22 protein-coding genes are annotated in these 20,819 nt (G+C 38.0%); 9 read left to right on the forward strand and 13 right to left on the reverse strand.

Annotated features, from left to right (window positions below; all coding sequences use genetic code 11):
* Positions 1 to 526: 526 nt before the first annotated feature.
* From AC4CUY_RS20820 to AC4CUY_RS20830, 3 genes are all read right to left on the reverse strand, one after another.
* Positions 527 to 1,648 carry a 5-(carboxyamino)imidazole ribonucleotide synthase gene (locus tag AC4CUY_RS20820; protein WP_004718994.1) on the reverse strand — a complete coding sequence of 374 codons (1,122 nt, stop codon included), beginning with the start codon at positions 1,646 to 1,648 and terminating at the stop codon, positions 527 to 529.
* 16 nt (positions 1,649 to 1,664) lie between these two features.
* Complete coding sequence (purE, locus tag AC4CUY_RS20825) at positions 1,665 to 2,177, reverse strand: 5-(carboxyamino)imidazole ribonucleotide mutase (RefSeq protein WP_004718991.1); 513 nt, start codon at positions 2,175 to 2,177, stop codon at positions 1,665 to 1,667.
* Between the two features lie 282 nt (positions 2,178 to 2,459).
* Positions 2,460 to 2,804, reverse strand: coding sequence for a DMT family protein (locus AC4CUY_RS20830; protein ID WP_034613299.1), 345 nt, complete (start codon positions 2,802 to 2,804; stop codon positions 2,460 to 2,462).
* A gap of 664 nt (positions 2,805 to 3,468) precedes the next feature.
* On the opposite strand from AC4CUY_RS20830, the gene mpl reads away from it, so the two are divergent.
* Entirely contained in the window at positions 3,469 to 4,836 is a 1,368-nt protein-coding gene (gene mpl, locus AC4CUY_RS20835) for a UDP-N-acetylmuramate:L-alanyl-gamma-D-glutamyl-meso-diaminopimelate ligase (RefSeq protein ID WP_490774641.1), read from the forward strand.
* Positions 4,837 to 4,880: 44 nt separating this feature from the next.
* On the opposite strand, the gene AC4CUY_RS20840 is transcribed toward mpl, so the two are convergent.
* From AC4CUY_RS20840 to AC4CUY_RS20850, 3 genes are all read right to left on the reverse strand, one after another.
* Complete coding sequence (locus tag AC4CUY_RS20840; protein WP_419328826.1) at positions 4,881 to 5,258, reverse strand: hypothetical protein; 378 nt, start codon at positions 5,256 to 5,258, stop codon at positions 4,881 to 4,883.
* A 62-nt stretch (positions 5,259 to 5,320) separates the two neighbouring features.
* The gene (locus AC4CUY_RS20845) at positions 5,321 to 5,605 is read right to left on the reverse strand and encodes a GNAT family N-acetyltransferase (protein WP_336954607.1); all 285 of its coding nucleotides are present in this window, start codon (positions 5,603 to 5,605) and stop codon (positions 5,321 to 5,323) included.
* A gap of 51 nt (positions 5,606 to 5,656) precedes the next feature.
* Positions 5,657 to 5,944: a GNAT family N-acetyltransferase gene (locus AC4CUY_RS20850; protein ID WP_336954609.1), complete on the reverse strand. Its 288-nt coding sequence runs from the start codon at positions 5,942 to 5,944 to the stop codon at positions 5,657 to 5,659.
* A 172-nt stretch (positions 5,945 to 6,116) separates the two neighbouring features.
* Here AC4CUY_RS20850 and AC4CUY_RS20855 point away from each other — a divergent pair, with 172 nt between their 5' ends.
* The 3 genes from AC4CUY_RS20855 (at position 6,117) to AC4CUY_RS20865 (ending at position 9,626) form a co-directional block, all read left to right on the forward strand.
* On the forward strand, positions 6,117 to 7,334 hold the full coding sequence (locus AC4CUY_RS20855) for a sugar transporter (RefSeq protein ID WP_336954611.1): 1,218 nt from the start codon (positions 6,117 to 6,119) through the stop codon (positions 7,332 to 7,334).
* Between the two features lie 494 nt (positions 7,335 to 7,828).
* Positions 7,829 to 8,368 (forward strand): cysteine hydrolase family protein, encoded by a 540-nt coding sequence (locus AC4CUY_RS20860; RefSeq protein WP_336954612.1) that lies wholly within the window; start codon positions 7,829 to 7,831, stop codon positions 8,366 to 8,368.
* A gap of 292 nt (positions 8,369 to 8,660) precedes the next feature.
* Positions 8,661 to 9,626 carry a TerC family protein gene (locus AC4CUY_RS20865; protein ID WP_483770485.1) on the forward strand — a complete coding sequence of 322 codons (966 nt, stop codon included), beginning with the start codon at positions 8,661 to 8,663 and terminating at the stop codon, positions 9,624 to 9,626.
* A gap of 186 nt (positions 9,627 to 9,812) precedes the next feature.
* On the opposite strand, the gene AC4CUY_RS20870 is transcribed toward AC4CUY_RS20865, so the two are convergent.
* Positions 9,813 to 10,379 carry a nucleotidyltransferase family protein gene (locus tag AC4CUY_RS20870; protein ID WP_490774642.1) on the reverse strand — a complete coding sequence of 189 codons (567 nt, stop codon included), beginning with the start codon at positions 10,377 to 10,379 and terminating at the stop codon, positions 9,813 to 9,815.
* A gap of 243 nt (positions 10,380 to 10,622) precedes the next feature.
* Between AC4CUY_RS20870 and guaD the strand changes: the two genes are divergently transcribed.
* The 3 genes from guaD (at position 10,623) to AC4CUY_RS20885 (ending at position 13,165) form a co-directional block, all read left to right on the forward strand.
* Positions 10,623 to 11,954 carry a guanine deaminase gene (gene guaD / locus AC4CUY_RS20875; RefSeq protein ID WP_419360962.1) on the forward strand — a complete coding sequence of 444 codons (1,332 nt, stop codon included), beginning with the start codon at positions 10,623 to 10,625 and terminating at the stop codon, positions 11,952 to 11,954.
* 232 nt (positions 11,955 to 12,186) lie between these two features.
* Positions 12,187 to 12,714, forward strand: a complete 528-nt coding sequence (hpt, locus tag AC4CUY_RS20880) for a hypoxanthine phosphoribosyltransferase (RefSeq protein WP_004718958.1) — start codon at positions 12,187 to 12,189, stop codon at positions 12,712 to 12,714.
* A 199-nt stretch (positions 12,715 to 12,913) separates the two neighbouring features.
* A complete protein-coding gene (locus AC4CUY_RS20885; protein ID WP_004718955.1) occupies positions 12,914 to 13,165 on the forward strand; it encodes a GlsB/YeaQ/YmgE family stress response membrane protein in 252 nt (83 codons plus the stop codon).
* Between the two features lie 69 nt (positions 13,166 to 13,234).
* On the opposite strand, the gene AC4CUY_RS20890 is transcribed toward AC4CUY_RS20885, so the two are convergent.
* Entirely contained in the window at positions 13,235 to 13,936 is a 702-nt protein-coding gene (locus AC4CUY_RS20890; protein WP_490774643.1) for a DsbC family protein, read from the reverse strand.
* A 156-nt stretch (positions 13,937 to 14,092) separates the two neighbouring features.
* Positions 14,093 to 15,067 carry a CDF family Co(II)/Ni(II) efflux transporter DmeF gene (dmeF, locus tag AC4CUY_RS20895; RefSeq protein WP_490774644.1) on the reverse strand — a complete coding sequence of 325 codons (975 nt, stop codon included), beginning with the start codon at positions 15,065 to 15,067 and terminating at the stop codon, positions 14,093 to 14,095.
* An 87-nt stretch (positions 15,068 to 15,154) separates the two neighbouring features.
* On the opposite strand from dmeF, the gene AC4CUY_RS20900 reads away from it, so the two are divergent.
* Together AC4CUY_RS20900 and AC4CUY_RS20905 are read left to right on the forward strand one after the other, a co-directional pair.
* A complete protein-coding gene (locus AC4CUY_RS20900; protein ID WP_004818177.1) occupies positions 15,155 to 15,421 on the forward strand; it encodes a metal/formaldehyde-sensitive transcriptional repressor in 267 nt (88 codons plus the stop codon).
* Between the two features lie 161 nt (positions 15,422 to 15,582).
* Positions 15,583 to 16,764 (forward strand): MFS transporter, encoded by a 1,182-nt coding sequence (locus AC4CUY_RS20905; RefSeq protein ID WP_336954621.1) that lies wholly within the window; start codon positions 15,583 to 15,585, stop codon positions 16,762 to 16,764.
* Positions 16,765 to 16,796: 32 nt separating this feature from the next.
* Here the strand turns inward: AC4CUY_RS20905 and AC4CUY_RS20910 are convergent, their stop codons facing one another.
* From AC4CUY_RS20910 to yidD, 4 genes are all read right to left on the reverse strand, one after another.
* The gene (locus tag AC4CUY_RS20910) at positions 16,797 to 17,159 is read right to left on the reverse strand and encodes a NirD/YgiW/YdeI family stress tolerance protein (protein WP_004818181.1); all 363 of its coding nucleotides are present in this window, start codon (positions 17,157 to 17,159) and stop codon (positions 16,797 to 16,799) included.
* A 139-nt stretch (positions 17,160 to 17,298) separates the two neighbouring features.
* Positions 17,299 to 18,663 carry a tRNA uridine-5-carboxymethylaminomethyl(34) synthesis GTPase MnmE gene (mnmE, locus tag AC4CUY_RS20915; RefSeq protein ID WP_419360946.1) on the reverse strand — a complete coding sequence of 455 codons (1,365 nt, stop codon included), beginning with the start codon at positions 18,661 to 18,663 and terminating at the stop codon, positions 17,299 to 17,301.
* An 89-nt stretch (positions 18,664 to 18,752) separates the two neighbouring features.
* Positions 18,753 to 20,492 (reverse strand): membrane protein insertase YidC, encoded by a 1,740-nt coding sequence (gene yidC, locus AC4CUY_RS20920; protein ID WP_004718941.1) that lies wholly within the window; start codon positions 20,490 to 20,492, stop codon positions 18,753 to 18,755.
* Positions 20,493 to 20,497: 5 nt separating this feature from the next.
* Complete coding sequence (yidD, locus tag AC4CUY_RS20925) at positions 20,498 to 20,818, reverse strand: membrane protein insertion efficiency factor YidD (protein ID WP_004718939.1); 321 nt, start codon at positions 20,816 to 20,818, stop codon at positions 20,498 to 20,500.
* Between the last annotated feature and the right edge of the window lies 1 nt (position 20,819).

Here is a 20,819-nt window from a genome sequence, read left to right on the forward strand (position 1 = left end):
ATCATTTTTTAAATTCAAAACTTTCGCACAATTTTTGAATTCAAAAAACATCATTATTTTAGCAACCTTAGATTTAAATTTAAAATTCCACTCAATCCCTTCAAAACTCGCTTAAGTGTTTATTTTTATCCACAATTTGGATTTTAGATTGATGAATTAAAACTTATCCACAGTCGTTATTTTCACTTCGAACAAGCAAAAGTTTAAATTTAAAGTTTTAAATTCAAAAACCACGCTCAAATTAATTTAAATGCAAAGTGGATAACTTTTTGGGTTTTGCTGTTAATACTTTTGAATTCAAATGTTTTAAACCCTTTAAATTTGAACTTTGAATTTAAATATAGATGCTTGTTTTTCTGTTTATTGAAGCTATTTTTTTATCATTCTTGTTTTTATAGCCCCAGAAAATGATCCATTTTTGGGTCATTGCTTAGCGATAAAATAGGGGGAGCGTCATGATACAGAACAGTAGAATAGAAAAAAGCGGGCAAGAGTTTGACCGCTTTTTTTACATACAAAATCAAGCTTAAATGTTCATATCTTCGCTTAATGACAATGGATTAGGTAAAATCTTCGCCAATTGACGACATAAAGTCGTTAATTCAGCAGCATCATTTGGCATCAGGGTGATATGACCAATTTTACGACCTTCACGTTCTGTTTTATTGTAAAGGTGTAAATGTGCACCTTTTAACGCTAAAACATCTTCGGATTTCGGATGTTGCCCAATGATATTTACCATCACTGTTGGTCGAACCACTTCGGTTGAACCGAGTGGTAAACCTGCCACTGCGCGAATGTGATTTTCAAATTGCGAACATACTGCGCCTTCAATTGACCAATGCCCAGAGTTATGCACACGTGGAGCCATCTCATTGGCATATAAGCCTTTTTCAGTCACAAACAATTCAAGTGTTAACACACCGACATAGTTCAAATGGTTTAACAAACGGGTGATGTATTCCTGCGCAACGGGCTGTAAATCAGCACTGTTTGGAGCAGGAACTATTGAATGCGAGAGAATACCATTGTGATGATGATTTTCAGCCAAAGGCCAAGTTTTTACATCACCATCAATACCACGCACCGCAATAATTGAAACTTCACGAGAAAAAATCACAAAACTTTCAGCGATTAATGATCCTGCTGGCCCCAACTCAGCCCATGCCTGATCAATTTGATCGACTGAACGCAGTACAAATTGACCTTTACCATCATAACCACCTGTCGCAGTTTTAAGTACTATTGGTAAGCCTAATTCACTCACTGCAAGCTTAAGCGTCTCCAATGAATCGACTGCTTTGTACGGCGCAACAGGAATTTCCAGCTCATCAAATAAAGCTTTTTCAGAAAGACGATGTTGTGCGATTGCTAAAGCTTGGCGTGGCGGATACAGATCTTTTTGCTTGGTTAATACATCAACATCAATCAATGGCGTATTTTCAAATTCCAAACTAAAAACATCTGCACTGGCAATAAAATCTTGTAACCCATTTTCAGCTTTAGTGCTAAAAACGTGTCCCAATATTGCAGATGGACAATCCGCATCAGCTTCAAAAAATGTGCATTGGATATTTAATGGGAGCGCAGCTTGCGCCATCATACGGCCGAGTTGACCACCACCAAAGATACCGATGGTTTTATTCATAACCTGTGTCCCGTTTTTAAGCTTGACCCGGAATATTTTTACTTGCCACTTTATCGGTTTGAGCGGCACGGAAATCTGCAACATTTTTTGCGATTTCAGGGCGAGTTAAACCTAAAATTTGAGCGGCCATGATTGCGGCATTGGTTGCACCCGCAGGGCCAATTGCTAATGTGCCAACTGCAATACCTGCAGGCATTTGTACGATAGACAACAATGAATCAACGCCATTTAAAATTGAAGATTTCACAGGAACACCCAGCACAGGCAAATCTGTTTTTGCTGCACACATTCCTGGCAAATGCGCTGCACCACCTGCACCAGCAATAATCACCTGAATACCACGTTCACGTGCTGTTTCAGCATATTCAAATAAGCGGTCTGGCGTACGATGCGCAGAAACTACTTCGGCTTCAAAAGGAACACCAAGCTGTTTCAGCATATTGGCAGTGTTTTCGAGAGTTGCCCAGTCTGATTGAGAACCCATAATAATTCCAACGAGAGGAGCGTCTTGTACAGCGGCCGCATTCATTGCATATATTCCATAAACGAATGTAAGGAAGTTTAAATACTGGTGATCAGTGTTTAAATGAATATCAAGAAGCGCACTATTATAGACTGATTTTTCATCTCACGAAAATTTAACAGACGTAGGAAGTCAATTTTTTTTAAGGGAACAACCTAAAAGCCGTTTGATTTGAGAATTAATATGATCTCGAAGATATAAACAGCAGAAAAATTGCTAAAGATTTGGACATAATATAAATATGCTGTCTGAGTGTAATCCTTTTTAATTCATAACATCATAGCTGATCTATTGGCTTCTAAACACAAAAAACACACAGCCCATCAAACATAAACCCGCCCATAAATAATCTAATTTAAATGGTTGTTTAAACAAGAAAATCATAAACGGAACAAACACCAACAGTGTCACCACTTCTTGGGTTATTTTCATTTGCCCCAACGACCAACCATGTTGCGCCAATAGACGTGTTGCAGGAATCATAAAGCTGTATTCAAGTAAGGCAATGATCCAACCAAACAAGATCGCTTGCCACAGAGGTGCGTCATGTAAGAATTTTAAATGCCCATACCAAGCCAAGGTCATAAAGCAGTTGGAGATAATTAGTAATAAAAGGGGGAGAGATAAAGCCATATTGATACCAATTAAATTATCAAAATATATTTTTGAACATTCAATGTCTGAACATTAAAGCACTAAGGTAATTTTTTACGTTTTTTGAAATAATAAATGAGCGAGCCTATTTCCAAAGTACCAAGCAACAATACAGTATCTAATACTTGTTTCAATAGCGATTGATCATCATAAAATCAGCTCAATATGCCAATTAAAGCAACCCAAATGAGATGAAAAATTAATCCATTTTTTAATTTGTGATCTTTTGATTCTTTTGTATTGAGGTATCCCATCCAAATGAACGCAAAATATTGGAAGAAGATTAAAATTACAGCTGCGACCATTAAAGGTATGGATATTATTTTTGCAATGCCTGCTATCAAAGCAGAAACAATAATCAAAAAAATAAAATAAGCGATATTTTTAATCAGCAGAAAGATAAAATCATGTATATCCATTTTTAATAGATAATTCAGAGTATTCAATCGATATTAGCATTGCTAGAAGAATAAAAATACCAAGTGAGAGTTCATTATTTTCAATAAAAACCCACCTTTAAAATCGTAACAAGAAAAACTATCTTTTCGCCTTAACCCTTGCTATCGTTGCTTTCAAATCAAATGAAACGGCTACACCACAACAACAAAGTGATGTGTCTATAAAAGCACTGGAGTTAACACGAATGCATCTGCATATTTTGGGTATTTGCGGCACCTTTATGGGTTCCTTGGCGCTATTAGCGCGTGATTTAGGGCATAAGGTCACCGGTTCAGATGCGAACGTTTATCCACCGATGTCGACCCAACTCGAAAATGCTGGCATTACCTTAATGCAAGGCTATGACCGTAGTCATTTACAACCACATCCAGATCTTGTCATTGTAGGCAATGCAATGAAGCGTGGTATAGATGCAGTGGAATATATGCTCAATGAAGGCTTAGCATATATTTCAGGTCCACAATTCCTTGCTGACCATGTCTTACAAGGCAAACATGTACTTGGTGTTGCAGGTACCCATGGTAAAACCACCACAACAACAATGCTAGCTTGGGTACTCGATCAAGCAGGTTTAAATCCTGGCTTTTTAATTGGTGGTGTACCTTTAGGCTTTAGTGAAAGCGCACGTTTAGGTGGTGGAAAATACTTCTGTGTAGAAGCAGATGAATATGACTCTGCTTTTTTTGATAAACGCTCTAAGTTCGTACATTACCATCCAAAAACTGCAATTTTAAATAACCTTGAATTTGACCATGCCGATATTTTTGATGATCTAGCAGCGATTCAAAAACAGTTCCATCATTTGGTCCGTACCATTCCAAGTGAAGGTCGTATTATTGCCCCGATCATTGAAACCAATATTGATGAAGTATTGCAAATGGGTTGTTGGACACCTGTAGTACGTACGTCACTTGACGCCAATAACAGCGCTGAAGTTTATGCTGAACAACTTTCTGCGGATGGTTCACATTTTAAAGTACTTCAACACGGCGTAATTAAAGGTGAAGTGAAGTGGAATATGACAGGACAACACAGTGTTGCCAATGCTTTAGCAACCATTGCAGCAGCTGAACATGTCGGTGTTTCAATTGAAACAGCATGTGAAGCCTTATCGAATTTTGGTGGGGTTAAACGTCGAATGGAATTACTTGATACGGTAAATGGTATTGAAGTATATGATGACTTTGCCCATCACCCAACTGCGATTGATACAACACTTGAAGGTGCACGTAAACGTTTAGGTGAGCGTAAGCTTTGGGCGATTATTGAACCTCGTTCAAATACCATGCGTATGGGCAGTCATAAAGATGGCTTGGCACATTCTGCACGTCTTGCAGATGAAGTGATGTGGTATCAACCTGAAGGTCTGGACTGGGATTTAAAGCCTGTCATTGACGCTGCAACCAATAATGCCATTGTGGCTCGTACACTGGATGACATTATTAGTACTGTTATTACACAAGCAGGTGAGGGCGATGCTGTGGTGATTATGTCCAATGGTGGTTTTGGTGGATTACATCAAAAATTGATTGCAGCTTTAAAAGCAAAATAAGTCGAAATAAAGTTTAGAAAACCCACAAAATTTTGTGGGTTTTCTTATTGATTTACTGAAGGTGTCCTTTCAATAAATTTAAAATCCTTAAGCTTGACCCACCCTTCAACTAGATCATCTTCTATATTTTGATCTGGATCATTAAATACCACATAAACCCAGTCTTGTTTTTTTCTGTCTTTATAGATTGAATAAGCCGTAACATTATCATTTTGAAGCACAAAAGTATCATTCATCTTACAGATGTTTTTGGGCGCTGAATAAAAATAAATACGATGTTTAGATTTGCCTAACAACTCCCAACGGGGCTGTATTTCTTGCTCTTTTTTATAGGTTTGCAAATTTAATTCAAAACAACTCATTGCTAAACTGAACGATGAACTGCTCAATAACAATACAGTGATTATCATTTTTTTAAACATGTTTAATCTTCTAACCGAATATGAATCTGAACGGCCCAATGAGCATTGGGCACACAATACAGCTAAGCTTTCACATCAACAAAACTTTTATCACGTTTAAACATGACTTCGACATAGGAACAAGTTGGTACAATTTTAAGCTTCTTTTCACGTGCAAATTCAACCAAAGTATCCAACAACTGACGCGCAATTCCTTGACCACGCAAGGAGTCATCTACCCAGGTATGGTTCGCAATGATCTGATGCTCACCATGCCATAAATAACTGATCTCAGCAATTCGCTTACCTTGTTCATTATCGAAGTAAAATTCACCTTTTTGTTGATTATCTACATGTTGGAATTGCATATATTTTTCTCATGGATGTTCTAAACACTATTCCACTGTAGCAAAGCAAACTTAAGATTTCAAAACATCCTGAATCGATTGATCTTTATCAAACACTGATTTTGAAAAAGGGCAGAGTGGAATAATTTTTACATTCTTTGAGCGTGCCATTTCTACAACTTGATCTAATAATTTTCGACCTACACTTTGACCACGCAATTCATCTTCTACAACTGTATGATCAATAATCAACATATTTTCACCCGCCCATGTGTACGCCATTTCAGCCAAATGGTGACCTTCTTCACCAATATAAAATTCACCTTTTTTACCATCATCTTTATGTCTGATTTCTAACATTTTATTTACTCTTATATACGTTTAAATTTATAGGCCTATTCAAAATGCCATAACTATATTTGAATTATTGTTAAATTTTGTCTGACAGTTCTATTTTTTATACAACAAACTTAGCTTAACTTTATCCACAATTCAGCCTAAAATTTAGCGCTAACCTCTTTTAATATTGACCATGTCTGCCTTATCTCCCCAAACTTCAACACCACAATCTGCCCCCAGTGAATCCCAGCAATGGATCAGTGTGATTAGCCTTGCTTTTGCAGCATTTATTTTCAATACCACAGAATTCGTTCCTGTTGCTTTACTGAGTGACATTGGAAAAAGCTTTGCGATGCCTGCAACTGATGTTGGTATCATGATTACTCTATATGCATGGGTCGTTGCACCCATTTCATTGCCGATCATGTTATTGACCAAAAATATTGAACGACGGTTTTTACTGATCATCTTGTTTATGGTCTTTGTGGCCAGTCATGCATTATCTTATTTTGCATGGAGTTTCGATGTACTCCTGATCAGTCGAATTGGTATCGCATTTTCTCATGCTTTATTTTGGTCAATCACAGCATCACTGGCAGTACGAGTCGCCCCCAAAGGTAAGGAATTTCAAGCTTTGGGGCTATTGGCCACAGGTACAGCATTGGCGATGGTTTTAGGTATTCCATTTGGACGAATGATTGGTGAATCTTATGGTTGGCGTAATACTTTCGCTTTGATTGCAATGGGTGCAGCTATAGTTTGCGTCATCTTAGCCAAAACATTGCCACGCTTACCAAGCGTCAATTCAGGTTCTCTGAGTAGTTTAAAGGTATTTTTAAAACGCCCAAGCCTAATGATTGTTTTTGCTCTGACCATTATTGTGATTACCGCGCAATTTACCGCATACAGTTATATTGAACCTTTTGCTCTGAATGTTGCGCATTTTAGCTCGACACAGACTACAACCTTATTATTAATCTATGGCGCAGCGGGTTTCTTTGGCTCTTATTTATTTGGTAAATTTGCCAAAAAATATCCAAAATTTCCAATACCATTAAGTAGTGCTGTATTGGCTGTTTCGATGTTATTGTTGACTTCACTGAGCACTGATTTTACCAACTTTAGTCTACTGAGTTTATTTTGGGGTATGGCAATTATTTGCTTTAGCTTAGCTCAACAAGCTAAAACCTTGGCTTTAGCTTCTGATGCAACTGATGTCGCAATGGCGATTTATTCAGGGCTCTATAATGTGGGCATTGGGGGAGGTGCTTTGCTGGGTGGCATAGTGACTACCAATTATGGGCTCAATCAGATTGGCATCGTTGGCGGTATGATTGCTGTTCTTGGGACCCTGTTAGCTTTAGTGCTTGTACAACGTAAAGATTTTATTCAAAAAAATAGGGTCTGTTGACAATTCGTCTACGTTTGCGACTACGTGTGTTTTTTAGGCGATACTAGGCGCGAAATACGAAATTTAGTCATTCTAAATAAGTAGTTCGTAACAACGTAGCGGCAAAAAACACACTAGTCCCGAAGGGTTGTGGTTAAAATTATCTCAGCCTTCGTTATGAAACTCGAAAATAGACCCACTATTCTCTTCGTTTAATGCCTTGCCTGCTCAATTTTAACCTACAACGCAAGCCATTTATGAAATGCCAACAGACCCTAAATATCTTTTTACAAGATTTAAAGTGACATGCTGAGTTAAAAACTTTAACTTACATTAAAGTACTTTGATAAAACAATGATCATCAATGCAACCCATCATTTTATTTAAATTATTAACCACCACGCTGCATCGGCAGTGTGGTCGTATACATTTAAAATAAAATGTAGAAACCAACCCTGCCAATGAGCGGGGTTATTTTTTGCTCCGTGATTTGGTCAATATTTACGGAGAAACTCATGTCTGAGTATCACAATAAACAAGCCTTACTCGTTATTGATCTACAAAATGGCCTATTTCATGCACAGCATCCTCCATTTCAAGCTGATCAATTGTTGAAAAACATCAATCAGCTCATTGAATATGCGCGTGTTAAACACATTCCGATTTTTGCGATTCGTCATGTTGGTCTAGCAGACACAGGACTCGCCCCAAATAGTCCAATGACTCAACTGATCGCTGAATTAAATATTGATCCTAATACAGATTACATCTTAGAAAAAACACGGCCAAATTGCTTTTTCCAAACAGATTTAGCACAACAATTAGAGTCGTTAAATGTTGAAGAAGTGATCATCTGTGGTTTAAAAACTGAATTTTGTATCGATAGCACAAGTCGTGCGGCAAAAGACTTAAATTATAAAGTGATATTAATTTCAGATGCGCATAGCACAATCGATTCAAAGGTTCTCAATGCTGACCGTATTATTCAGCATCATAATTCAACACTTAATCCAGCTTTTGTTGCGCTAAAAACCAGCGCTGAATTTTGTACATAAAATAAACTACATAAAAATACATTCAAAATTTGCACATTTTTAATAAATATGCGATTCTCACTAGAGATTAAGAAATGAAAGATTTCTTACACAGTATATTGAACAAGGGGAGTAGCCTCCTTTAATCAGAATATCGTCATTACGCTTTGAAAAAAGCCGGTATCTGAGCATTTGAGATTGATGTACATAACTCAAATGTAGGCAAGACCTTGATCATGTTGACACAGATGTTTAATCATCTGGCAACAGGTCAAGGTTTTTTTATGCCTGATTGCCAGATTCGGAGAGTTTTATGGAAACTATTGGCAATCCATGGCTGTATCTAGCGTTCTTCGCTATTGTTATTGTCATGCTACTGATCGACTTTTTAGGCTTTAAACAAAAAGAAGGGCAAGAAGTCAAAATTAAAACTGCTGCCTATTGGAGCATTGCATGGGTCAGTGTTGCAGCATTATTTGGTGGTGGTTTATGGCTGTATTTACAACAGACCGCGGGTGTTTCTATTGCCAATAGCAAAGTCATGGAATACTTTGCAGGTTATCTACTTGAAAAATCGTTAGCGATCGACAATGTCTTTGTCTGGTTGATGATTTTTGCTGCATTTGCAATTCCACAAGGCTTACAACGTAAAATTCTGCTCTATGGTGTATTAGGTGCGATTATTTTACGTACCATCTTTATTTTTATTGGCGCATGGTTCGTTCAAGAATTCTCTTGGGTGCTTTATCTCTTTGGTGCTTTCTTGGTTTATACAGGCTATAAATTCCTTAAAGGACAGGATGAAGAAGAAACCAATATCGAAGATATGGCTATTCTAAAATGGTTGCGTAAACACATGCGAATCACCCCAAAATTAGAAGGTGCTCAATTCTTTGTTCGTCAAAATGGCGTGTTGTGGGCAACCCCGTTATTCCTTGTCTTAATTTTAGTTGAAGCTTCCGATGTGATCTTTGCGGTCGATTCTATTCCTGCGATTTTTGCGGTGACCAGTGACCCCTTTATTGTATTAACTGCGAATTTAATGGCGATCTTAGGTCTACGTGCAATGTTCTTCTTATTGTCGGGTGCCGCGTCTAAAATGCATTACTTGCCTTATGGCCTAGGCATCATCTTAGTCTTCATTGGCTTTAAAATGTTAATGCTGGATGTCTTCCATATGCCGATTTGGATTTCGTTAGGTTTCATTGTGATTGTCTTGGCAATTACAGCTTGGCTCTCTATTTGCCATAGCAAAAAGCACCATGAAACAACCTTATAAACACTACATCAAGCCTTCCAATTGGAAGGCTTTTTTATGATCAACAATAATACTCAACGATTTAAATTGTATAGACAGTATGGAAATGAAATCTTTATCCATCAGCATAATCATCTGTTGTAATAGCCATCTGTTGTCTTGGAGTATGCTCTTCACTATGCTTTGATTGATTTAAATCCTGATCGCCTAATCATCCACAACAAGCAGCTTTTCCCATCTGATCAAAAACTGTTTAGCCTGAATCCGTGCTAAAAAAACTGGATAACTGACTAAACGTTTATTCCATCTTAATTTTAATTCAAACAAATCATTTAGTCCAAACGGCGCAATAATTTCGATATCATCATTTTCAAGTAAACGTACTGCAATTGCAGTTGCCGTTTCAACCCATACGGATAAAGCATCGAATAAGGATTGGTATTGAGAGATAGAACATCCATCATCTGTTTTATACCACAAATGCACATAGGCTTGATTAACCACATCCCATTCATTATTGGGAAATTTTTGCTTTAACAATTCAGTCAAACGTTGCTCTTTAAGGCCTTGTTGATCATTTAAATCATAGAAAATGACATCGATTTCAATCTGATCAAATCCATAACCCTGATGATGTAAAATAGACCAGACCAAGTTACGAATTACACCTGCACTCAAATATGCATGTGCATGAATATCTCGCAAATACTGTAATCGGAGCATCAATTCAGGACATGAATAGATGATCTGTTTTAACTGCTTAGTATTGTCCATTATTGTCTTATTTCACCATTTTACTAGACTCTACCGATTATTGTTATAAAGATAAACTCACAATATAGAATATGCCTTTAACCACTAATTTTAGTTATATTTCGATAAAAAATTCTCGCTGCTAAAACAATAAAAAATAACATTATTCAATTTTTTAGAATGCTTTCGCGTAAAACTGCATACAACACCTGATACAAATTTCAGGTACAATCAATCGAAAAAAGGATAAATTGCAGGTTTTACATGTCTTGTGTTGTACAGAAAACAGCGGTTCGTGGGCGTTTTCTTGATATTAAAAATACCGTTTCTCAAGCAGCTCAAATATTTGATGAAGTTCGTTATATCGAAGATGGTTTACTCATCACAGAGCAAGGCAAAATCACATGGTTTGGCCCTTGGGAAAATGCACAGTCTCACCTGACAGATGATATTCAAATTGATCACTACCCAGAACAACTGATTGTGCCTGGTTTTATAGACACCCATATCCATTTTCCTCAAACAGAAATGGTGGGTGCATATGGTGAACAACTTTTAGAATGGTTAAATACTTATACTTTTCCAACAGAAATTCAGTTTGCAGATAAAACCTATGCCGACAAAATCGCACAGTTTTTTGTCCAAGAATTACTTAAAAATGGCACCACGACAGCACTGGTTTTTTGTACAGTACATCCGCAATCAGTCGATGCCTTGTTTGAAGCTGCAGAACAGCATCAGATGCGTTTAATCGCAGGTAAAGTCATGATGGATCGTCATGCACCTGAAGCACTCACAGATACTGCTGAAAGTGCATATATTGACTCTAAAGCACTGATTGAAAAATGGCATGGTAAAGGTCGTAACCTATATGCCATTACCCCGCGTTTTGCTCCAACCTCTACACCTGAGCAATTGGCAAAAGCAGGCCAGTTAAAAGCAGAGTATCCAACGGTATATGTGCATACCCATCTTAGTGAAAATAAAAATGAAATTGCATGGGTCAAAGACTTATTCCCAGAGCAGAAAGGTTATCTGGATGTCTATCACCACTATGGTTTAACAGGAGAGCGTTCTGTTTTCGCACATTGTGTTCATTTAGAAGAGCATGAGTGGGATTGTATGCATGCAACTGATTCAGCGATTGCATTTTGCCCGACATCCAATTTATTTTTGGGAAGTGGTTTATTCCCATTAAAAAAATCCTGGGAAAAACAGGTGAAAGTCGGCTTAGGGACAGATATTGGTGCAGGAACAGCCTTTTGCCAATTACAAACCCTCAATGAAGCCTACAAAGTGCAACAACTCCAAGGTGATAAACTTTCGGCAATGGAAGCGCTTTACCATGCAACACTTGGTGGAGCGAAAGCGTTACATTTGGATGAGCAATTGGGCAATTTCAATATCGGTAAAGAAGCCGATTTTGTTGTGCTAGATTTAAAAGCAACGGCGCTACAACAACTGCGTCAGGAACGTGCTAAAAACATAGACGATGCATTATTTGCCTTATTTACCATGGGGGATGATCGTAATATTCAAGCCACCTATATTTATGGACAAAAAACCTATGAGCAAAGCGAAACAAAAAACGCGTAAATCGAAGAAAAAACTAATTTTGATTGGTACAGTTTTTCTGATCTGTGCATTCATTTTAAAACGTGATGCACATTAATCATTTTGGTTTAAATTAGGACATTTACATTTTCAAATGTCAAAAAAGATGCATCTTGATCTGATATGTTTTAAAATTATGTCATCTTTTAGGGTGTTGCTAGTCAACACCTTTTTTAATTTTAGAATTTGATGTTTACGTTTTTAGGTATTTCCCATGACTATTGAAATGAAAGTGATGATTTCTGCTGAAGAAATTCATGCAAAAGTTCAGGAACTTGGTAAAAAAATTGATGCACATTATGCCAATAGCGATAAAGAACTTGTCTTAATTGGTTTATTGCGTGGTTCAGTGATCTTTATGGCTGATTTATGTCGTGCAATCAGCAAAACTCATGAACTCGATTTTATGACCGTTTCAAGCTATGGTGGCAGTACAACATCTTCTCGTGATGTCAGAATTCTCAAAGATTTAGATGGCGAAATTCGCGGTAAGGATATCTTAGTCGTAGAAGATATTATTGACTCTGGCAATACCTTAAGCAAAGTATTGGAAATTTTAAGTACACGGCATCCCAATTCGATCGAGCTTTGTACTTTAGTCAGCAAACCGTCTCGCCGTGAAATCGATTTAGACGTGAAATTTCTTGGCTTTGAAGTTGAAGATAAATTCATTGTGGGCTATGGCTTAGACTATGATCAAAAATATCGTCATATTCCGTTTATTGGAGAAATTGGTCTTTAATTGAGACTTCATCACATCATTTTAACTAAAATGAGTTAAGCGACTTCGGTCGCTTTTTTTTATTTTTTTAGCTGTTATAGTGAACAAAAATGCAACAACTTGTAGCAAATAAGCGCTTTTACTTCACAACAGAATATTTGATTATTAAACTCATTCGACACAGTAACTCACGACAAAATAAAGAAAAAGGAGAAAGATTATGATGTCACTGATTAGTGCAATTGTGATTGGTTTTATTGCAGGTTTGATTGCACGTGCGATTCATCCAGGCGATGACAAAGCTGGTTTCATTGTAACAACAGCACTTGGTATTGTAGGTTCATTAGTTGCAACCTATGGTGGTCAATTACTCGGCTTATATCCAAAAGGTGCCTCAGCTGGATTTATTGCCTCAGTCATTGGCGCAATAGTTGTACTCTTTATCTATAACATGATTGCCAAACGTACTTAAATTTTCTTCTCCATAAAAAAAGCACCTTGAATGGGTGCTTTTTTACGCCGTTAGCTTTCTAAGTATTGTTTATAATCCAAAATTTTTCCATATTTTCTCAATTTCTTCAGCAGGGTAGGCGCCCATGACTTTATAACCATTTGAGAAAATAATCGCTGGTGTTCCAAGCAAACCTAATTTTTTACCCAATTCCAAATTACGCTCGATGGGGGTTGCACAATTTGCTGGCGCTGTCGGCTTAATCCCATTTTGAATTAAATTTTTCCATGCATATTCTTTATTTACAGAACACCATACTTGCTTAGATGGCAAAATCGATTGTGCTTTGATCGAATAGATAAATGTATAAATTGTCACATCATTGAGCTTGGCTAAATTCCCTTCAAGAGTCTTGCAATATGGGCAATTTGGGTCAGAAAAGATTGCAAGCTGACGCTTACCATTCCCCCTGACTGTTTTTACCGCATCATTAAAAGGTAAGGCTTTAAAATCTATAGTATTTTCTTTAACTGCTAAATCTTTAGTTAAATTATGCTGATCTTTCAAACGAATCATTGAACCAATAAATAAATGCTGAGCATCCTCATTGACATAAACAATTTGATTATCCAAGGTTCCACTATATAAACCCTGCATTTCTGTGATTTGCAGATTATTAATTTTTACATTGGGATACTGCTGGGCTAATTTTGCTTTCACAGTTTCAACACTGGCAAAACCAGCTGTACAAAAAGCTAGGCTTAAGCTCAATGCGATAAATTGCTTTAACATAAATCGATAAAATCAAAATAAATATTGAGATGCATTAAAGCATAATTCATCAACTGACTTGTTTAAAAACTGTGATTGATCCTTATCTCTGATTGCAATGGTTCTCTGCCAATCACAGTACCTTGAACTGTTAAAAAAGCTGTACTTTATTCTTGCTCAGGTTTCACGTGAAACCCAACTAAACATCGCGGTTTTATTGATTTCAACAGAAATATGCACCAATTGTTTATGAATAGATAAAGCATGACGTACCTGATCTGCATTTAAATTTTTATCATTGGATTCAAGCGCTAAAATCACTGAAAATTTGCCTTTAGCAACTTTCCACACATGAATATCGGTTATTTTGGCTTCAAAATTTAGACGCTCAATCACTTTACGTACTTCCTCGACGATAGGATCATCCATTTCCGCATCCAATAATGTTTGGGCCGTTTCTTTGATTAAACCCAATGACCAACGTCCGACTAAAATTGCCCCAACAATCCCCAATACAGCATCCAAAAAATCCCAACCCAAATACTTTGCAGCAAAGAGTGCAATAATCGCCAAGACAGAGGTCAGTGCATCTGCAACCACATGTAAAAACGCAGCTTTTTGATTTAAATCATGTCCATGATGGTCATTATGCATATGTGAATGATGGTGATGGTGATGGTGATGGTGATGGTGATGGTCAGCATGATCGTGTAATAACCATGCACAAACCAAATTGACCAATAAGCCTAAAATAGCAATCAAAATCGCTTCATTATAATGAATCTGTACAGGATGAAATAAACGCACTAGCGACTGGAAGGCCATAAGTAAGGCCACCACCATCAATAGAATTGCACTGCTATAGCCAGCAAGAATTTCAATCTTCCATGTGCCAAAACTAAAACGCGAATCCTGCGCATAATAATGAGCGGCTCGATAAGCAGCATAAGCCAAGCCTAATGCCAGCATATGCGAACTCATATGCCAACCATCTGCGAGTAATGCCATGGAATTAAAAATCCAGCCTCCCGCAATCTCAAAAAACATCATCAATCCAGTCAAAATGGTCGCCCATAAGATTTTCTTTTGTGCTAAAGGATTACCTTGATCAAATTGATGGCTATGCTTTCGCTGAATGGTTTTGAATTGCATGAGACATGATCCTATATACTCCCCTCAAGTATATAATTTCAATTTAAAATATACTATAAGGGAGTATATAAAATAGCGGATTAGTTTATGAGTCATTTACATCAAGATAAAAAAGTCCTCAATCGTGTGAAACGACTAAAAGGACAAATTCATGCGATTGAAGAAGCTTTGAATGATCAAAGCAGCTCATGTATCAGCGTTTTACAGCAAGTTGCGGCAATTAAAGGTGCCGTGAATGGCTTAATGAATGAATTGATTGAGCAGCATTTAACCGAGCATGTGATTAAAGACACTCAAGCCGTGGATGAAGCTGAATTACAAGAATTTTTAAAGTTGCTAAAACGCTATTCATAACTCAATTCACAGTCATCTGTGCTTGAATGTTTAAGTTTCCATTGACCCTTTACTGATTAAGTTTTAATCTTTCCATACTCAATTCCTTCCATGCCGAACTTTGTATTGAACAGGTTTGGCATTTTTATCTGCAAAACATTTGCATTTGAAGTCCTATATTTATGAATCAACAATCATGGCGTTCATTTTTAATGATCAGCCTAGCCTTATGTATTGGTACGATTGGTACAGCGCTTGCTAGCCCCTTATATCCAATTTATCAACAACTTTGGCAATTACTTCCAAGCCAGATCACCTATATTTTCGTGGCCTATATGTTTGGTTGCTTAACCACATTATTATTTTTAGGACGTAGCAGTAATAGTTTTGGTTTTATTCGTACCTTACAAATCGGGCTATTGTTTGCTGTGATTGGCTTAACACTTTCAGTGTTTGCATCAACCACATATTTGCTTGGATTTGGGCGCTTTATTATTGGTATTGCCTCTGGGTTGATCAGTACCTCCGCAATGTTAGGTTTGATTTATACCATTCCTGACTCACATAAGCAGAATGCAGCACAGTTAAGTTCAATTATTACCGTGATTGGCTTTGGACTTGGCCCGTTTATTGGTGGTGCAATCGCACAATTTTCTGATCGCCCACTTGTCACACCTTATTTACCCGTAATTGTTGCAGCAATCATCAGTTTGCTGAGTTTATTTACGATTAAAACCATGAGGTTTGAAAGGCAGCCATTTTCTATTGCGCCCCACTTACAACTGCCAGAAGCTCAATTTAAAAAACTGTTTTATATCGCCAGTTTTACCGCATTCTGTGCTTTTGGCTCATTTAGTTTATTTGCCTCATTAGCACCCTCCTTTATTCGAGATGTGATTCCTTGGCATGGGCCATTGGTCAGTGGTGCAACCATTGCCAGTATCTTAATGGTTTCTGCAATCGTCCAATTTATCGCAAAGTCTTTTGATATGCATAAAGCATTGAATACTGGATTAGTCTTATTGATTTCCAGCTATATTATCTTATCGATCTGTATGACCATGCAGTGGAGTTTCTTATTCTTTTTGAGTGTGGTTTTGGTCGGAATGGGGCATGGTTTAACGTTACTGAGTGCTTTTGCATTGATTCACCACATGACCAATGTTGAAAATCGGGCAGCTGTGGTTTCCACTTATTTGTTTATTGCCTATTTTGGTACCATTGTGCCGATCATTAGCGCAGGCTTTTTATCTGATCATTTCGGTTTAATGGTTGGTGTTTTAGGCTTTTGTGCAGGAATTGGTATCTTATGTATTTATTTATTGATCAGTCATTTAAAAACTAAAGCTAGATCAAACATCTAGGCGCTGTGCGCCTAGATGTTGGTTAAAATCGATTATTGAATAATCTCAATTTTAACCACTTCTATATCAGTGGGTTTATAGCGGTGAGTATCCACTTCCCCTACAACTTTAACTTTGGTACCCGGTTTTAACTTTTTTAAATCGATAAGATCATCATCCACTTCGATCCCGATGGTTCCTGTACTGTCTTTTAGCTCATAATGTTCATGTTTTATTTGACGAACAATTGTCCCCGTCAAGGTAACAGCTGTTTCATCATTGGCACGTATTGCTTGTCCAATGGTGATCTTGTTTTTGGCAGCTTCTTGAATAATCACATGATCATCTTTACCTGCCCAAACATTTGACGTCATCACTAAAACAGCAATCGCAAGCAATAAAGGAGTTTTTTTCATGAAAAGAAGCCTTTGTTGAATATGTAATTGATCTTACAGTAAACAATTATAAGATTGATGTAAATTCAGCTTACAAAAGCACAACTTTTCATCAAAAAAAGCGGACTCATGTCCACTTTTAATCTTTTACAGTAAAAGATTACTTTCCAATACAGAACGAGCCAAAAATTACCCCTAACAGATCATCAGCACTAAAATCGCCTGTGATCTCAGCTAAGGCATTCTGTGCTAAACGTAACGATTCAGCGACCAGTTCACCCGCATGATAGACCTCAAGTTGCTCATGTGCTTCTGCAAGATAGTGCTGAGTGCGCTTCATTGCATCTAAATGGCGAGTCCGTGCAATAAAGGTATCTTCTTCAGGATGGAAGCCAGCATGCGCTGTAATCGCATCTATAAGCGCTTGTACGCCCATTTCCTGCTTGGCCGACACGCTAATATGGCGAAAACCTTGAAAATCACTTAATTCAGGTGATTGTGTAGTTAAATCACACTTATTCCCAATCAACATCAAGCGTTTAGTTTCTAAATGATCTTCAAAATAGCGCTGAGCAAGTGCTAAAGGATTTTCACCTTGGCTGAGGTCATAGACCAAAAGTAATAAATCCGCTTGTTCAATTTCTTTGATTGCTCGGCGAATGCCTTCTTTTTCGACCACATCACCTGTTTCACGTAAGCCCGCAGTATCGGTCAGTGTGATAGGCAAGCCATTTAAAGTAATTTTCTCATGCAGTACATCACGTGTTGTTCCTGCGATATCCGTAACAATGGCACGGTCATTTCCCGCCAAGGCATTCAATAACGAAGATTTACCCGCATTGGGCTTACCTGCAATCACCACTTGCAGACCTTCACGTAATAACTGTCCTTGGCGCGCAGAGTGTTGTACAGCAGAAACAGAAGATTGCACATCTTCAAGCAGATGAAGAATTTTTCCATCTGCCAAAAAGTCAATTTCCTCTTCAGGAAAATCAATCGCCGCTTCAACATGCAAACGTAAATGAATCAGTTTTTCCAACACGGTATTCACTTTATTGGAAAACGCACCTTGCAAAGAACGTACTGCTGAACGTGCAGCTGCTTGTGAGGTCGCATCAATTAAATCTGCAATCGCTTCAGCTTGAACCAAGTCCATTTTGCCATTTTCAAAGGCTCGCATGGAAAACTCGCCTGCTTTGGCGGCGATAGCACCCAGCTCAAACAATCGTGCAAGAAGTGCATTTTGAATTACAGGACCACCATGTCCCTGCAATTCCACCACATCTTCACCCGTAAACGAGTTTGGATTTGGAAAGCAAATTGCTAGGCCCTCATCCATCACTTCACCTTTTTCATCAAAAAACTGACGAAAACCAGCAAAGCGCGCTTGAGGAAGCACTTTTTGAGTTAAAGCTTGTGCAATCGCATAAGCCTTAGGACCAGATAGACGAATCACACCTACACCACCACGTCCAGGTGGAGTCGCAATTGCTGCAATTGTGGTTTGGCTTACAGGGTTGCTCATCTAAATTACTCAAACTTTGACAATAAAAAAATCCGCCTAAGATTACCATCTTAAGCGGATTTTTTCAGCTATTGCTTAATCTATGAAGATTAAACCACTTCGCTTGCGACTTTGGCTTTAGCAACATTTTTGTTGATAAACCATTGTTGCAGAATCGTGATCGAGTTGTTCACAATCCAGTATAAAACCAAGCCTGAAGGGAAGAACAGCATAAATACTGTAAACATGATCGGCATGATTTTGAAGACTTTAGCTTGCATTGGATCAGTAGGTTGTGGGTTCAACATTTGTTGAACAAACATCGTTACACCCATGATCAACGGCAAAATAAACCAAGGATCCATTGCAGATAAATCTTGAATCCAAAGCATCCATGGTGCATGACGAAGCTCTACAGATTCCATCAATACCCAATACAATGCTAAGAAGATTGGCATTTGCAACAACAATGGTAGACAACCCGCAAGTGGATTAACTTGCTCACGTTTGTAAAGCGCCATCATTTCTTGTGAGAAACGCATGCGGTCTTCACCAAACTCTTCTTTCATGCGTTGCATTTCAGGTGCAATCACACGCATTTTCGCCATAGAGCGATAGCTCTTAGACGACAAAGGCCAAAGAATAAGCTTAACCAATACAGTCAATAAGATAATTGACCAGCCCCAGTTACCCACAAGATTATGGAAGAACTGTAAGCCAGCAAATAATAATTTTGCAATTGGCCATAACCAACCATAGTCTACAGTTTGGTTTAAACCAACAGCCAAGTCTTTTAATTCAGATTGAATTTTTGGACCTGAGTAGAACGTTGCATCAATGCTCATTGCTTTTCCAGCTGGAACATTGATGGTTGGAGAAGTAAACCCGATGATATTCATACCATCTGCAGATTTACGAGATTCCAATTTTGCTGTGTATTCTTGACCGCCAAAATGACCTGGCATCCAAGCACTTACAAAATAATGCTGAACAATCGCAACCCATCCGCCTTTTGCTTCAGTGTTGAGTTTTTCATCGGTAAAATTTGCAAATTTTAGCTTGTTATAATGCTCATCAGGGGTACCCCAAGCGCCACCCAAATATGTTCCAAGTGTAAAAATCCCTTGCGAGGTTTTTCCTGGATCATCTGAGTTATCACGCTTAATTTGACCAAACATTTGTCCTTGCCAATTTTGCGCACTACGGTTGACAACCTGATAGCTCACATCGATTGGATATTGACCTTGTTTAAAGGTAAATGTTTTGATGATTTCAACGCCATCTGCTGTTTTAAATACCATTGGTACAGCTAAAACTTGAGATGTTTTGCCATCTTTGTCCTTGGCTGCTTTGGCATCTGCAATAGTATAAGCAGTTTTTTCAAACGCATAGTTTGGACGATCTGGCTTACTGTCCGGACCATTCAATCCAATTAACCCAGATTGCGCAACATAGGTACGTTTTGCATCACTTTCAAGCATAACAAAAGGCTGATCACTGTCTTTGCTCTTGTCATGATTCAGTAATTCAATACGAACAATATCACCACCTTTAGGACTAATCCAAAGATGATAAAGGTCAGTTTGTACTGAAATCAATTGTTGATTTGCTGTGGCTGGTGCAGCTGTATTCTGTTGTGCAGCAGCTATATTTGCTTGTGGAACATCGCTAGTGGCCGCAGTTGCTTGACCTTTTGGCAGATCGGCAGACACATCATGCGCTACAACAGCCTGCGGTGTCGCAGCCTTCGATGTATTGTCATGACCATAGTCTTTTTGCCAAGCCAAAATGAGCAAATATGCGGTGACTAACATGGCCCCAAGGATTGCAAACCTGGCCCATTGTTGCATATCTATTACCCCAAGTGGTTAGAGTGATTTTGGTTCAATAAACGTTCACGCAAGGGTACAGGAACATGAAGCGTTTGAGAATCTATTTGCTGAAATGAAATAAAACGAATTGTTTTTTTTGGCACAGGGTCATAACCATACCCACCCCAAGGATGACAACGACACACGCGTTTGGTTGCTAACCAGCTACCTTTTAATGCGCCGTGCGTATGGATTGCTTCTAACGAATATTGAGAACAAGTCGGAATATAACGACAACGAGGTCCAATGAGAGGACTAATCGCAATTTGATAGAAACGAATCAACCAATGCAATAAACGAATCATT

The organism is Acinetobacter sp. 778_lipA, assembly GCF_058242985.1.

Excerpts from the sequence above, each read along its gene's own strand:
- AC4CUY_RS20820 (WP_004718994.1), bottom strand. The coding sequence starts at position 1,648 with ATGAATAAAACCATCGGTATCTTTGGTGGTGGTCAACTCGGCCGTATG.
- purE (WP_004718991.1), bottom strand. The coding sequence starts at position 2,177 with ATGAATGCGGCCGCTGTACAAGACGCTCCTCTCGTTGGAATTATTATG.
- AC4CUY_RS20830 (WP_034613299.1), bottom strand. The coding sequence starts at position 2,804 with ATGGCTTTATCTCTCCCCCTTTTATTACTAATTATCTCCAACTGCTTT.
- mpl (WP_490774641.1), top strand. The coding sequence starts at position 3,469 with ATGCATCTGCATATTTTGGGTATTTGCGGCACCTTTATGGGTTCCTTG.
- AC4CUY_RS20840 (WP_419328826.1), bottom strand. The coding sequence starts at position 5,258 with ATGTTTAAAAAAATGATAATCACTGTATTGTTATTGAGCAGTTCATCG.
- AC4CUY_RS20845 (WP_336954607.1), bottom strand. The coding sequence starts at position 5,605 with ATGCAATTCCAACATGTAGATAATCAACAAAAAGGTGAATTTTACTTC.
- AC4CUY_RS20850 (WP_336954609.1), bottom strand. The coding sequence starts at position 5,944 with ATGTTAGAAATCAGACATAAAGATGATGGTAAAAAAGGTGAATTTTAT.
- AC4CUY_RS20855 (WP_336954611.1), top strand. The coding sequence starts at position 6,117 with ATGTCTGCCTTATCTCCCCAAACTTCAACACCACAATCTGCCCCCAGT.
- AC4CUY_RS20860 (WP_336954612.1), top strand. The coding sequence starts at position 7,829 with ATGTCTGAGTATCACAATAAACAAGCCTTACTCGTTATTGATCTACAA.
- AC4CUY_RS20865 (WP_483770485.1), top strand. The coding sequence starts at position 8,661 with ATGGAAACTATTGGCAATCCATGGCTGTATCTAGCGTTCTTCGCTATT.
- AC4CUY_RS20870 (WP_490774642.1), bottom strand. The coding sequence starts at position 10,379 with ATGGACAATACTAAGCAGTTAAAACAGATCATCTATTCATGTCCTGAA.
- guaD (WP_419360962.1), top strand. The coding sequence starts at position 10,623 with ATGTCTTGTGTTGTACAGAAAACAGCGGTTCGTGGGCGTTTTCTTGAT.
- hpt (WP_004718958.1), top strand. The coding sequence starts at position 12,187 with ATGACTATTGAAATGAAAGTGATGATTTCTGCTGAAGAAATTCATGCA.
- AC4CUY_RS20885 (WP_004718955.1), top strand. The coding sequence starts at position 12,914 with ATGATGTCACTGATTAGTGCAATTGTGATTGGTTTTATTGCAGGTTTG.
- AC4CUY_RS20890 (WP_490774643.1), bottom strand. The coding sequence starts at position 13,936 with ATGTTAAAGCAATTTATCGCATTGAGCTTAAGCCTAGCTTTTTGTACA.
- dmeF (WP_490774644.1), bottom strand. The coding sequence starts at position 15,067 with ATGCAATTCAAAACCATTCAGCGAAAGCATAGCCATCAATTTGATCAA.
- AC4CUY_RS20900 (WP_004818177.1), top strand. The coding sequence starts at position 15,155 with ATGAGTCATTTACATCAAGATAAAAAAGTCCTCAATCGTGTGAAACGA.
- AC4CUY_RS20905 (WP_336954621.1), top strand. The coding sequence starts at position 15,583 with ATGAATCAACAATCATGGCGTTCATTTTTAATGATCAGCCTAGCCTTA.
- AC4CUY_RS20910 (WP_004818181.1), bottom strand. The coding sequence starts at position 17,159 with ATGAAAAAAACTCCTTTATTGCTTGCGATTGCTGTTTTAGTGATGACG.
- mnmE (WP_419360946.1), bottom strand. The coding sequence starts at position 18,663 with ATGAGCAACCCTGTAAGCCAAACCACAATTGCAGCAATTGCGACTCCA.
- yidC (WP_004718941.1), bottom strand. The coding sequence starts at position 20,492 with ATGCAACAATGGGCCAGGTTTGCAATCCTTGGGGCCATGTTAGTCACC.
- yidD (WP_004718939.1), bottom strand. The coding sequence starts at position 20,818 with ATGATTCGTTTATTGCATTGGTTGATTCGTTTCTATCAAATTGCGATT.